13 protein-coding genes are annotated in these 12978 nt (G+C 66.0%); 4 read left to right on the forward strand and 9 right to left on the reverse strand.

Annotated features, from left to right (window positions below; all coding sequences use genetic code 11):
- Positions 1 to 79: 79 nt before the first annotated feature.
- From ACP4XC_RS13990 to ACP4XC_RS14005, 4 genes are all read right to left on the reverse strand, one after another.
- A complete protein-coding gene (locus tag ACP4XC_RS13990) occupies positions 80 to 403 on the reverse strand; it encodes a Gfo/Idh/MocA family oxidoreductase (RefSeq protein ID WP_427170620.1) in 324 nt (107 codons plus the stop codon).
- Positions 404 to 512: 109 nt separating this feature from the next.
- Positions 513 to 674, reverse strand: a complete 162-nt coding sequence (locus ACP4XC_RS13995) for a hypothetical protein (protein ID WP_427170622.1) — start codon at positions 672 to 674, stop codon at positions 513 to 515.
- On the reverse strand, positions 671 to 1063 hold the full coding sequence (locus ACP4XC_RS14000; protein ID WP_427175114.1) for a Gfo/Idh/MocA family protein: 393 nt from the start codon (positions 1061 to 1063) through the stop codon (positions 671 to 673). Before ACP4XC_RS14000 ends, ACP4XC_RS13995 begins: the two co-directional genes overlap by 4 nt.
- An 80-nt stretch (positions 1064 to 1143) precedes the next feature.
- A complete protein-coding gene (locus ACP4XC_RS14005; protein WP_427170624.1) occupies positions 1144 to 1386 on the reverse strand; it encodes a hypothetical protein in 243 nt (80 codons plus the stop codon).
- Positions 1387 to 2327: 941 nt separating this feature from the next.
- On the opposite strand from ACP4XC_RS14005, the gene ACP4XC_RS14010 reads away from it, so the two are divergent.
- The 4 genes from ACP4XC_RS14010 (at position 2328) to ACP4XC_RS14025 (ending at position 5782) form a co-directional block, all read left to right on the forward strand.
- A complete protein-coding gene (locus ACP4XC_RS14010) occupies positions 2328 to 3269 on the forward strand; it encodes a fumarylacetoacetate hydrolase family protein (protein WP_427170626.1) in 942 nt (313 codons plus the stop codon).
- Between the two features lie 12 nt (positions 3270 to 3281).
- Positions 3282 to 3824, forward strand: coding sequence for an SDR family oxidoreductase (locus ACP4XC_RS14015; RefSeq protein ID WP_427170628.1), 543 nt, complete (start codon positions 3282 to 3284; stop codon positions 3822 to 3824).
- Positions 3825 to 3989: 165 nt separating this feature from the next.
- Positions 3990 to 5015: a zinc-dependent alcohol dehydrogenase gene (locus ACP4XC_RS14020; RefSeq protein WP_427170630.1), complete on the forward strand. Its 1026-nt coding sequence runs from the start codon at positions 3990 to 3992 to the stop codon at positions 5013 to 5015.
- Positions 5012 to 5782, forward strand: a complete 771-nt coding sequence (locus ACP4XC_RS14025) for an SDR family oxidoreductase (RefSeq protein WP_427170632.1) — start codon at positions 5012 to 5014, stop codon at positions 5780 to 5782. The genes ACP4XC_RS14020 and ACP4XC_RS14025 overlap by 4 nt, the downstream gene beginning before the upstream one ends.
- Positions 5783 to 6227: 445 nt before the next feature.
- On the opposite strand, the gene ACP4XC_RS14030 is transcribed toward ACP4XC_RS14025, so the two are convergent.
- Genes ACP4XC_RS14030 through ACP4XC_RS14050 form a run of 5 tightly spaced genes read right to left on the reverse strand, consistent with a single transcriptional unit; the run spans position 6228 to position 12958 of the window.
- Positions 6228 to 8039 (reverse strand): FAD-dependent oxidoreductase, encoded by a 1812-nt coding sequence (locus tag ACP4XC_RS14030; RefSeq protein WP_427170634.1) that lies wholly within the window; start codon positions 8037 to 8039, stop codon positions 6228 to 6230.
- A 13-nt stretch (positions 8040 to 8052) separates the two neighbouring features.
- Positions 8053 to 8892 (reverse strand): aldo/keto reductase, encoded by an 840-nt coding sequence (locus ACP4XC_RS14035; RefSeq protein ID WP_427170636.1) that lies wholly within the window; start codon positions 8890 to 8892, stop codon positions 8053 to 8055.
- A complete protein-coding gene (locus ACP4XC_RS14040) occupies positions 8889 to 9758 on the reverse strand; it encodes a sugar phosphate isomerase/epimerase family protein (RefSeq protein ID WP_427170638.1) in 870 nt (289 codons plus the stop codon). Before ACP4XC_RS14040 ends, ACP4XC_RS14035 begins: the two co-directional genes overlap by 4 nt.
- On the reverse strand, positions 9755 to 11824 hold the full coding sequence (locus tag ACP4XC_RS14045; RefSeq protein WP_427170641.1) for an FAD-dependent oxidoreductase: 2070 nt from the start codon (positions 11822 to 11824) through the stop codon (positions 9755 to 9757). The genes ACP4XC_RS14040 and ACP4XC_RS14045 overlap by 4 nt, the downstream gene beginning before the upstream one ends.
- Positions 11825 to 11833: 9 nt before the next feature.
- Complete coding sequence (locus ACP4XC_RS14050) at positions 11834 to 12958, reverse strand: Gfo/Idh/MocA family protein (RefSeq protein ID WP_427170643.1); 1125 nt, start codon at positions 12956 to 12958, stop codon at positions 11834 to 11836.
- Between the last annotated feature and the right edge of the window lie 20 nt (positions 12959 to 12978).

The following is a 12978-nucleotide window of genomic DNA, read 5'->3' on the forward strand; positions in this document are numbered from 1 at the left end:
TGAGCGTTTGGCGCTAAAACACTTGTCTGGGGACACACCCAAAACACCCCGCGCCCGGCAGCAGCTTCGGCGGCCGCCGTCATCCGCTCGGCTTCCTCGACCGAGTCGACAAGGGCTCGCACAGCACGTGTTTGGCCGCCTCCAGCGCGGCGATCGCGATCTCCGAATGCGTATCACCGGGAGTGCTGACATCAATCGGGCCAATGCCGTCCGAGGCGATCAGGCACCCAGGTACGTCTCGTTGGAACCCAGCCAGCCTGTCACCGGCTACCGCGACAGCCTCCGGGTTCCGCCCGGCGGCGGCGGCCAGTTCCGGCCGCAGTTTCCGACCCCGCCTCCTCGCGGCTATGCCGTGGCGTTGTCCACAAAAAATGCAGCCATCCTTCGGTCCGGTCGTCGTCACCCGGGGGATGCAGACGTCCTCCGGATCCCCCGGGCACCTGAGCTGCTAGTTGACGGGTGCAGCTAGGCAGCCGGCGCGCCGGCCAGCAGGTGATCACGGACGCGCGCGCTCAGTCGTGCCGAGGTACTGGTCCAGGACCGGAGGCCCTCCAGGACCTCAGGATTGCGTTTGTCGGCCAGGGCCTGGCGGACTCCTCGAGCAGCTCCCGCAGCACGACGCGGTGGCCGGTCATGGCACTGGCGATGGCCGCTTCGACGATGGCCAGGCTCATGATATTTCCCTGCACTTCGCCAATCGGCGCCTTCCCTGTGCGAAGCGCGGTGACGAACTCGCGCGGGGAACCTTCGATTTTTCTTGGCGAGGTCTTCGTCCTGCCCGGTTTCCCCGGCCTCCGCGCCCGGCACCGGGGGTGTCTCCGTCCGACAGCACGGTTCCGTGTTCACCGCTGATCCTCCACCGGGCGTTCCAGGACGTCTCAAATCCGGGACTGCACCAGCTGCCAGTGAAGACGAACCGCTCCCCCGCCGACATTTCGAACAGCGCAATGGCGCCCGCGTCGCCGCGGTACCAGCTCCACGACGGGTTGTACTCCTCGCGCCACACGGACACAGGCTCCGAGTCCAGCAGGAACCGCGCCATATCAAACCGGTGGATGGCCATGTCCAGCAGCAACGGATGGTCTATGGCGTCGCGGAACCCGCCGAAGTGCGGAACCCTGAAAAATTCGGCCGTGACGATGCCTACTGTTCCCACAGCGGAGGCGAGCCGCCGGGTGGCGAAGAGGTGGCGATTGACCGGCGGGACGGGCTGACAATGAACAACTGGCCGGTGAGTTCGGCTACAGCCGCCAGGGACATTCCCTGAGTCACGGTGGACGCTGTCGCATTCTCCCCCAGCACCGGAAGGCAGGCAAAGAGCACATCCGTGGTGACCGGGTGGTGTGAGGCAGGGATCGTGAGGTTGATGACCGGCCGGGGCGGCAATCTGTCTGGCCTTCGAGTCTCGTGCGGTCGTCGGCGGTGACACTGTTCCGTTTGTGTCGGCTCTTCGCCGTCACGTATCTCGGGAACTTCCCGTGCGAGACCCTTCTTCGGGACCCTTCCCTAGCGGATTGCCCTCGAGGGGCTCGAATGAACGGGGGCCTTCGTGATGGTGGCTGGCGGTTGCAGTATCCCTCCGGCCGGTGGCCTACCAGCCCAGCAGAGCCGCCTACGATGAGCCCGGCACCTACGGGCGAGATAGCCACTCAGTCGGATGATCAGCGCCCTTCCTCGCCCAAACGGGATGTCCACATGGCGCATTTTTTCTTAGTAGTCCGAGGGATGGGTCTTGGTGCCCCCTTCGACACCGGCGGGAGCGGGCCCCCGCATATTCGAATATTTCTCTTATTTTGCCTGTGATGTCGTCGAGCTCGATCGGCGCCCATTGCCGTCTTCGGATTGCTGCGGGGCTGTTCTGTGAAGCCGGATCACCCCGCTGCAACCGCTGGAGCTAGTTCACAAACGAAGTATTCTGCGCTTTTCAAATCAGAGAATCGGGCGCGCCGCCCGTCATCGAAGACGCTCTCTTCGCTTCTCTCAAATGGATCTCGAAATGGTCCCACCATCGCTTCCCCATCAAGTCTTGTGAAAATAGACCATGTCCCGGATGCTCTCGTCCACAGCGACCACGAGCACGTCAAACACCTCCGGGCGGGCATCATCGCCAGCAACCTGCGCCCCACCGAGTCCCGGCATCCTTGGCGCGCACCATACATCGGATGTATAGTTTCGCAAGATGGGCAGGATGGCTATAGTCAAGGGCGCACGCTATACGACGAAGAGCCAGAACCCCGAGTCATACGTCTGATGTCTAGCGGTTGCACCAAATCAGGGCCACACACCATGGACACCCCCATGCAGGCTACCGAAGGGATACTCCACGAATGAAAATCGCGCGGCTGGGACCAGCAGGACACGAGATACCGGTCGTCTACGTTTCGGCGTGGGCCGGCAGCGAAGAGGTGTATGACGCGAGCAGCATCACCGCGGACATCGACGGGGCGTTCCTGGCCGCCGACGGCATTTCCAGGCTCCGCTCCGCCCTCGCGGCCGGCGCCCTGCCGATCCTGCCCGGGGCCGCCAGCCTACGGATAGGAGCGCCACTCGCCCGGCCCAACAACCTGATCTGCATCGGCATGAACTACGCCGCCCACGCCGCAGAGTCCGGCTCCGCCCCGCCCGAGACTCCAGTGGTGTTCCTGAAACCCAGCAACACCGTCGCCGGGCCCTACGACGACGCCCCCATCCCGCCGGGCAGCCGCAAATACGACTGGGAAGTGGAGCTCGGCATCGTCATCGGCGCGGAAGCCAGTTACCTGAACACGCCCGCGGACGCCATGGCCGCCGTCGCCGGTTACCTCGTCGCCAATGACCTCTCCGAACGTGAATACCAGCTTCCGGGCGCGGCCGGGCAGTGGACCAAGGGCAAATCCCTTCCCAAGTCGACGCCGCTGGGGCCGTGGCTGGTCCCGGCAGACGAGGTCGACCCAGACAACCTTCGGCTGCGCAGCTGGGTGAACCGGGAAGAGCGTCAGGATTCGAACACCGCGGACCTGATCTTCGACGTCGCCACAGTGGTGCACCACGTGAGCCAGTACATGCTGCTGGAACCGGGCGACGTCATCCTCACCGGCACCCCGGAAGGTGTGGCCCTCTCCGGCCGCTTCCCCTATCTACAGGAGGGCGACGTCGTCGACCTGGCAATCGCAGGCCTCGGCCGGCAGCGCCAGACCTACGTGCGGACTCCCGCAGCACAGGCAACTGCCCCGGCCGCGGATCCAGTCCGCCGCGCCGAAGCCGCCGCCGGCCCAAGCAACGGCGCCTAGGTGGGCCCGGACATGACGGCGCTCGTTGCCGTCGTCACCGGCGGGGCCTGCGGGATCGGCGCCGCCATCTCCGCCCGGCTGCAGGGAGTGCGGCGCCACCATTGCCGTGCTGGACCTCGCCCCGCCGACCTGCCGGACGGCCAGCTCGGCCTGGTCTGCGACTTCTCTGACGACACCTCAGTACGGGCCGCCATCGAGACGGTGCGCGCGTTCGGCCGGCTCGACGTCGTCATCAACAACGCCGGCCCCGGCGCTCTTGGCACGATCGAGGACAACGACGACGCCGAATGGCATCGCATCTGGGACATCAGGGTCATGGGCATGGTCCGTGTCACCCGCGCCCCGCTGCTGCGCCAGTCACCGTCGGCCGCGGTCGTGAACACCTGCTCCATTGCCGCCACCGCAGGGCTCCACGGCAGGGCTGCCCCAACGCGCTCTCTACAGCGCCACCAAGGGGCCGTCCTCTCCCTCACCCAGGCCATGGGGGCCAAACATTTCGTCGATACATGCAGCGAGTGCGACGGCGCGTACGTGCTATCGTCCCAGTCCGAATAAAGCACCATACAGCGCCGGGATGTTCGAGTCCGCCCTGGCCGAGCTCTCATTCCCCGGGGGCACGTACTGGGGTAAGCCAGGTACGGCGCTCCCGTCAGCGTCCAAGTCGTCCGCGGGGCCGGGCCAGGCCCGGCCCCGCAAAGCCTCCCAGCAAAGGAATAAGACATGCCAGCGGCAACATATATCGGCAACAGCACCATCAACATCGTCGAAAGCAACCAACGCCCGCCCGCGCCGGGCGAGGTCCAGATCGACGTCGCCTTCACAGGAATTTGCGGGACCGATCTTCACATCCTCCACGGCAACATGGACTCCAGGGTCACCTTTCCGGCGATCATCGGTCACGAAATGTCCGGCCGCATCTCAGCCCTCGGCGAAGGCGTCAGCGGCTGGAACCTTGGCGATCCGGTCACTGTCATGCCCCTTGACTGGTGCGGCGACTGCCCTGCGTGCAAGGCCGGGCACCAGCATATTTGCCAGAACCTGAACTTCATCGGCATCGACTCGGCGGGTTCGCTGCAGAAGCAGTGGAACGTCCCGGAGACCGTCCTTGTCCGGCTGCCGGAGTCCCTGCGCCTGGATCACGCCGCCCTGGTTGAGCCCGTCGCGGTCTCGGTCCACGACGTCCGCCGCGCCGAGATTCAATCGGGCGACAAAGCCGTGGTCATCGGCGGCGGGCCCATCGGCGTCCTCATCGCCACCACCGCCCGTCACGCCGGCGCCGAGGTTGTTGTGCTGGAGCTCGACGGCGACCGGCGCGCCATGATTCAAGAGCTGGGCTTTGAAGTACTCGACCCCAGGACGCAGGACCAGGTCGAATGGGTCAACACGTGGACCGGCGGCGCCGGGGCCGACGTCGTCTTCGAGGTTTCCGGGGCCGCGGCCGCAGTGCTGGGAGCGACCGCGCTGGCAAAGGTGCGGGGCCGGCTGGTGATCGTGGCCATCCATCCCCAGCCCCGGCCTGTGGACCTTCAGCGGGTGTTCTGGCGCGAACTGACCATCGTGGGCGCCCGGGTCTACGAACGCGGGGACTTCGAAACGGCGGTCGAACTGCTGGCCGCCGGTGTCATCCCGGCCGAGCAGATGATCACTGGGACTGTGCCGCTCGAGCGGACCGCGGATGCCTTCAGCCGGCTTGCTGCCGGCGACGCCATGAAGATCCTGGTCGACTGTCAGGCGGTACCGGCGTGAGCACCCATCCCTTCGACCTGACCGGGAAGCTGGCGGTCGTCACCGGCGCGAAACGCGGTCTGGGCCGGGCAATGGCCGAGGCTCTCGCCGCCGCCGGAGCCGACATCATCGGCGTCAGCGCAACGCTGGAGCCCCAGGGCAGCGAGGTCGCCCACGCGGTCGAGTCACTCGGGCGCGAATTCATCGCCCGCACCGTCGACTTCTCGGACCGGGCCGCCGTCGGCGCGCTTGGCGCCGAACTCGCTGCCATGGAGCGGGCCGTTGACATCCTCGTCAACAACGCGGGAACCATCGAGCGGGCACCCGCGGCGGAGCACTCGGACGATCTCTGGGACCATGTGCTGCAGGTGAATCTGTCCTCGCAGTTTGTGCTGAGCCGCGAAATCGGGCACGCCATGATCCAGCGTGGCGCCGGGGGCAAGATCATTTTCACCGCGTCCCTGCTGAGTTTCCAAGGTGGCATCAACGTCCCCGGCTATACCGCCGCCAAATCCGGCATCGCCGGACTGACCAAGGCGCTGTCCAACGAATGGGCGGTCCACGGCATCAACGTCAACGCCATCGCCCCCGGGTATATCGCCACAGATAACACCGAGGCGCTGCGCAACGACCCCAGCCGGTCCAAAGCAATATTGGACCGCATCCCGGCTGGCCGCTGGGGCACCGCCGAAGACATGGCGGGGGCCGTCGTCTTCCTCGCCAGCCGCGCCTCGGACTACGTCTCCGGCACGGTGCTGTCAGTCGACGGCGGATGGCTGGGACGATGACACACACCCGAGGCGGGACAGTTGTGTCTTGCGCGCGATTTCGGTCCGGCAGAAAGAGTCGCCCGCCGGAACAGGACTGGCCCGGAATAAGCACTGCACAACTGGGCGTCCCCCATACTTGAAATCGACGACCATCATGGCCGGGCGAGTACCTCCATTTCGAACATCTCATGGAGAAATGAAAAGCAACCTGCATAACCAAACGACAGGCCGACGCTCCAGGAAATGAGCACGGAACATCGATGGCGCACAGAAGCGGACCGCAAACGTCCGTCCTTCTTAGGCAGGTGCTACGACGGGGACCCCCTCGCCGTAGGAGCCCAAAAAGTTTCGAGCGAGCAGACCTCCGGCACTGACCCCGTTGAGGGAAGGACGCGGGCAGTGGCTGCAACCTCGAACAGCCGCTGCAGGCTGGGGATGGCCGACAGATCGGGGCCGACCTTTGCTATTTCAAACTGGGCTGGTTGACCGTGGGGTTGTTGTTCCCGGCGGGTTCTTCCGGGGATGGGGTACCGTCATCTTCGTAGTGTGTGGCGTTGGCGAGGTCGCGTCCGGCGATGTAACCGAATGTCAGCGCGGGGCCGAGGTTGATGCCGCCGGCGGGGTAGTGTCCGCCCATGATTGAGGCCTGGTCATTGCCCGCGACGTAAAGGCCACTGATGGGCTGGCTTTGGTTGTCCAGAACCCGTGCCCGTGAATCGGCCGCGAGCCCGGCGAAGGTGCCGAAAGATCCCGGGACGATTCTTACGGCGTAGAACGGCCCCTTTTCCAAGGCACCCAGTGAGGGGTTGGGGGTGTTCTTGGGATCGCCGCCATAGCGGTTGAATTCGCTGGCGCCGCGGTGGTAGTCGGGGTCAATGCCTTTCCGGGCGTTGTCATTGAACTCTGCGACGGTCGCGGCAAGTCCTTGCGGATCGATGCCGCAGGCCGCCGCCAGTTCCTCGAGGGTGTTGCCCTTCTTGAGGTAGCCGGACCGCAGATAGGGAAACAGCGGCACGGGAAGCGGCTTCGCCATACCCAACGGGAACTTGCGCACGAACGCTGCATCGGCGATCTGCCAGGCCTCCACCGGTTCACCCTCAGGGGTGGCGTTGAGCAGGCCTTCGACGTAGTCGTAGTAGCCGTTGGCCTCATTGACGAACCGCTTGCCGTCGCGACGGACGCCGATGCTTCCCGGCTTGGCCCGGTCCATGATGTGGGGGAACGTCCCGGTCCGTCCGTTGCGGTACGGGACCAGCGAGACCGGGCACCAGGCGGCAGGGGACTCCACATCCGTCTCGAAGCGGGCTCCCACGGCCTGGGCCATGGTGATGCCGTCACCGGTGGTTTCCTTCGGCGCAAGTGTCCAGTGCTCCCGGCCGGTGGGCGTCTTGGGGAACAGCGCCTTGCGGCGGGAGACATCGTTGGGGAAGCCGCCAGCCGCTAGGACGACGCCGCTGGAGGCGTTGATCTGCAGGTCGCCTTCAGGGGAACTCACGACGGCGCCGGTCACCTTCCCGGAGCCGTCGGTGAGCAGGTGCTTGGCCGGGGTGGAGACGTGTATCTCCACACCAAGGTCATCGGCGGACTTCAGCAGCCGCCCCGTGAGCGCGGTCCCGTTGACTAACTGCATGTTGCGCCGGTGCGTGAGGAGGTCCAGGAGGTGGAAGCCCACCCGCCAGCCTGCGTGGAAGATGCCCCGGATGTTGCCTTGGGAAGCGGAGAGGAACTTGGCCAGGTCCGGTCCTGCCATGATGCCCATGCCCAAGAACGAGGTCTCATAGAGCTGGTGGCGCATCTTGGCGCGCAGTTCGGGCTTGATTTTGCGGGCGTTGAACGGTTTGGGCCCCACCGAGCGGTGACCGGTACCCGCCCCGGGAGTGCTGCCGTAGATGTCCTTGATCTTGGCTCCCGGCACAAACTGCAGGCTGGTTTTATCTTGGAAGAAGGCCACCATATGCGGGACAGCCTCCAGGAATGCCTCCACCCTATCTTCCTGGTAGCTCCTGCCGAGCCGGTGGCGCAGGTAGGTCCGGAACAGTTCGCGGTCCTCGTTGACGCCGTCGGCTTTGGCCAGCGGATTGCCGGGGGTCCAGGCCCACCCGCCGGACCAGGACGTGGCACCGCCGCAGACGTCGGCCTTTTCAACAACCACTACCTTCAGTCCCTGGTAGGCGGCGGTCACGGCCGCGGACAGGCCGCCCGCACCGGAGCCGACCACCAGGACATCGCAGTCCAGGCTCGGGAGTACAGGCGAAGGGTTTAGGGGTGCAGTCATTTTCGGTGCTTTCTCAGTGGAAGTAGGTGTCGGAATCCAGGCGCGGCGGCGCGCCGGTTTCGAGGGCATCAATCGCAGCCATGTGCTGCCGGGTCAGGGCAAAACTGAAGACGTCCAAGTTCTCCCGTTGGCGTTGGTTGTCAGCAGACTTCGGCACAGCCACCCGGCCGTGCTGGACGTGCCAGCGCAGGACGATCTGGGCCGGGGTCTTGCCGAGCTCCCTGGCAGGGCCGCGCACAGCGGCCTGCTTCAGGAAACTCCCGTTGCGGCCCAGGGGACTGTAGGCGGCAGTGACTATTCCGTGTTCGCGGTGGTATGCCAGTTGCGCCGATTGGCCGTGCTCGGGATCAACCTGCACCTGGTTCAGCGGGACGCGCAGGCCGGCGTTCTGGACGGCCTGAAGGTGGGCCGGTTTAAAGTTTGACACGCCCCAGGCCCGGATGGAGCCGTCCTCGACCAGTTCCTGCAGTTCCTCGCAGGCCTCGACGAACCTCCCCTGGGTTGGGTTGGGCCAGTGCACCAGGAACAGGTCCAGATAGTCGGTGCCGAGCCGCTTCACGGCTCCGCCGAAGGCATCGCGCACTCCCCTCCGGCTGTGCCATTGGGTGTTGAACTTGGTGGTGAGGAAAAGGTCTCCGGGGTCGATTCCGCTGCGCCGGATCCCCTCCCCCACCGCCGCTTCGCTGCCGTAGTTCTCGGCCGTGTCGATGTGCCGGTAGCCATTGCTGATGGCCTGGTGCACCGCCGTTGCGGCATCTTCACCCGTCAGCGGCCAGGTTCCCAGTCCGATGAATGGAACGCGCACACCCGACGTAAGTTCCGCCGTCGTGATCTCTGTGCTGGTGGCGCTCATTTGGCGGCCGCCGTGTGGAGGTTTTCAGTATCCCTGCGGGTTGCGGCCTCTGCCAGTACGGCGTCCACCCCTGATTTGAGCAGGCGCGCCCAGCCGAGCTCGCCCAGTTCCGCCACCCGCCGGTCCGAGGGCGCCTCCGCGCTCACCGGAAGCCCGTCCGGTAAAGCGGCAACGGCCTCTGCCAGGCCGAACTCGCCCTCGCCCGGAACCTCCCGCTCCGAGCGGGATTCGGCGACCAGCGCCTCGCTGCTGTCCGGCCGTACTGCCGGCCCGTCGCACAGTTGCAGGAGCGGCACGAGGTCGGCGTTGGCGCTCAGTTCCTCCCACTGGGCGGCTGCGCCCGGACCGATGTAGCGGTTGAAGTGTAGGGTATCCACCACGATCCGGCAGCCGGCCTGGCGGGCGATGTCCGCGGCCTGCGCGATCGAGGCGACCGGCTGGTAGGAAATGGCCTCAAGGGTGGGAGTGATTCCGAAGCCGCGTCCATCCGCGGTCATCCGGGCCAAGGTGTGGACCAGCCGAAGGCTGTCCGGGTCAGCTCCCGCGACGGTGAGCGAACGCGCCCCCAAGGCCTGGCCTGCTTCCATCATGCGCAGCCAGGCTTCGCGCTGGTCGCTGCCGTCCAGCAGCAGGAATTCGATGTCCCGCACCGTCACACCGGTGTCCTCCATCCTGGACAGGGTGTCACGCAGCATGGGCGATCCTGGCTGGAGGTTGTACGGCCGTTCCGTTGGCGTCACGGGGCGCACCCTTACGCCGATGAAATCAAAGCCTGTCTGGGCGGCGATTCCCACCAGTTCAGGCGGCGCGGTGTTCACCAGGGACAACTGTGCCAGACCGACGAGCCTGCGCGCGTTTCCGGTCATGACTGTGCTCCGTTCAGGCTCAGCTCGTTGTCGGAAATGACTTCAGCAGCCAGCAGGAAGGCGATCCGCTGCGCGGCGTCGTAGCCGCTCTTGACGGCGTTGGAAGCGATGGCCGGCGTCTGGTCCACCACGGTCCCGGCCAGTGTCACCGGCACCCCGGCACCCCGGCTCAGCTCAGCGTCACGGACGTCCGGCGGGACAGTACCCTCCAGCGGAACGACGGAGCGCGAAACCAGGAGCGGTCCCGGTGCATCCAGCCATTCGCCTCCAGGGGGGAGGCCCGGGCCGCTGATCCGGACCCGGCCGCCGTCGTATTCCTCAATGGTTGAGCCAGGCCGGATCCGGACCAGAGGGTTGGCCTCGAGCCGGGGAACGGCCAGGATTTTGGCGCGGCGGCCGGATTCCGGGGCGATGACCTCCTGCGGACCGATCAAAAGGACCGCGGTCCCCCGGTCGGCCAGTGTGTCCGCGACGCTCATGGCGACGGAATCCGCACCCCAGATCGTCACGGCCTCCCACAGGTTGACGCCGTCGTCTGACCCGGTCTCAAGAACCTCCAGGTGGGCGGCCAGCCAGTCGCGTACGTCGAGGACGTTCGCAGCGTCTCCGCCAGTAAACGTGGCCTCGGGCCGGAGCCCGCCGGTGGCAAGCACGACGGCGTCCGTGTCCATTGAACGGACCAGGCCGGGAAGGTTTTCCAAATCCACCCGCGAACCCAGCCGGACATCGATGCCCAGCCGCGCGTTCTCCTCGGCGGACCATTCGGCGAAACGGTGGAAGTCCGGGGTGGACTTCATCCGCTCGGCGAGGGAGAACTGGCCGCCGGGCCGGGCTCCGTCGTCGAGCACGATCACTTTCGCTCCTGCTTCGGCAAGTTCGCGGGCGGCGGTGAGGCCGGCGGGTCCGGCACCCACCACCACGACGCGGGAACCTTCTCGGACGGTGGGGGTGGGAACCGGGACGCGGGAGCGTCCCACCGCGGGGTTGACGGTGCAGGTCACCTGGCCGAGGCCTAGGTTGTCGATGCAGACGTTGCAGGCGATGCAGGGGCGGTAGCGTTCATCGCGCAATACGCCGCCTACAAAGGCGGGGTCGGCGTGGACGGCACGGGCTAGGCTGACGAAATCGCATGTGCCCTCCCGGAGCACATCTTCGATGATTTCCGGAGAGTTCAGTCGGCCGGCCATGCCGAGCGGCAGGCCAAACTGGAGGTAGGCCTTGGCGTAGTCGGCGAGGATGCCGGGCTTCCACTCACCGGACTGCACGATCCATTCGCCGGCCTCGTAGCTGCCGGCCGAGATGTCCAGGAAGTCCAGGTGTTCAAGGTGGGCTTTGGCGATGATGGCCACCTGCTGTTCGGCGGAGATGCCGTCCGCAGGGCCTTCCACAACGGAGACACGCATACCCACAACGGTGTCCGGGACAGCTGCCCGTACGGCGTCGATGACCAGGCTCATGAAGTGTTCGGGCGCGGCGAATTCGTCGGTGCGGTGGTTGGTGAGCGGTGACATGAACTGGTGGATCAGGTAGCCGTGGGCGCCGTGGATGTTGATGACGTCGAACCCGGCCTTCACCGCGCGGCGGGCGGCGTGGGCGTAGGCTTCCACCAACTCGTGGCACTCCTCGATGGTGAGTTCACGGGGAACCTCGCCGCCGGCTACCTCGCACGCGACCGGGGAGGGCGCCAGGTTCTTGTAGCCGGAGACCGCGGCCTGGGCAGTGCGGCCGCCATGATTAAGTTCCACCGCGGCGAGGGCACCCTCACGGTGGAGTGCATCGGAGAGCTTTCGCAGGCCGGGGATCATCTCATCTGTGTGCAGGCCCAGCTGGTGGGTGCGGCCCTTGCCGTCGGCGCGGACATAGGTGGCCTCGGTGGTGACCATGCCGAGTCCGGCTTTGGCGCGGGTCACGAGGTAATCAATGTACTGCTCGGTGATCCGGCCGTCCGTGGTCCCGTAGTTGCGTTCCATGGGTGCGGAGGCGAGCCGGTTGCGAAGGGTTCGTGGGGTGCGGCCGTTGCGCCCCAGTTTCAGGGGGCGGGCGGCGTAGCGTGTGTTCTGTTCCATTGCTGTTCCTTAGGCCGCCATATGTGCGAGGGGTCGTGTGCTTTCAAGCAGCGGGGCGAAGCGGACCGGGAGACCCGTACGGGATGATTCGTAGACAGCCAGCAATATGCGCAGGGCTTTCGTCGCGTCTTGGCCGGTGACCGCCGGTTCCCGGCCGTTCCTGAGGGAATGGACAAAATCGCGGACCTGCGCGGTGTGGTGTGGGATGAGCTGGCCGTTGATCGTCGTGAGACTGACGTTCGGGTCAATTCCTTCGGGATAAGCAGGCTCGGTGCTGATGGCTCCGTCAACGGCCCACAGGTCCACGCGTCCGTCGCTGCCTTCCGGGAATTCGGTCAGGGAAGCCGAGGCTCCGGTCTCGCCCGTGACCCGGATCTGCACGCCCAGGCTCGGGGAGGCCGCCGTAGACGCTTCAACGGTGGCCATGGCGCCGGAGGTGAACGTGATGACGGCGGTCGCAGAGTCTTCCACTTCGATGTGCTCGCCGTGCTTGAAGGTATTGATTTTCCCGTAAACCTCGGCCACGTCTCCCATGAACCACTGCAGTAGGTCAATGTAATGGATGGCCTGGGTCATCAGCACCCCGCCGCCGTCGTCGGCCCATGTCCCGCGCCAGGCGTCGCGGGAGTAGTACTCCGGTTCTCGGTGCAGCATCACCGAGCATTGGCCCATGATGGGCCGGCCGAGCGTGCCGTCGTCGATCGCTGCGCGGATGCGCTGGGCGGCTGGCCAGAACCGGCGCTGGAAGAGGACGCCGAGCTTAACGCAGGCGTCGTCGCAGGCCTTCACCATGCGCTCTGCGGATGCCACGTCGGTGGCGATGGGCTTTTCACAGAGCACGTTCACGCCTGCCTCAGCGGCCTGGAGCACCACCTCCTCGTGGGTGGGGTGCGGGGTGCAGACCGAGACGATGTCCAGGCCGAGGCCCAGGAGTTCCTGGACCGTGTTGACGGCTGCAGGGATTTCCCATGCTTCCGCGGTGTCTTGGGCGCGTTGGAGGTCGATGTCGCAGACGCCCACGATGACGGCGTCGTCAAGGGCGCGGAACGCCTCCAAGTGGTTGCGGGAGATCGCCCCGCACCCTGCGATTCCGATGCGGAGGGGGCGGGCGGTGACAGGTGATGGGGTGATCATCAACAGGTGCCATCTTTCTG

The sequence above is a fragment of the Arthrobacter sp. 92 genome (assembly GCF_050260325.1).
GTDB lineage: Bacteria > Actinomycetota > Actinomycetes > Actinomycetales > Micrococcaceae > Arthrobacter.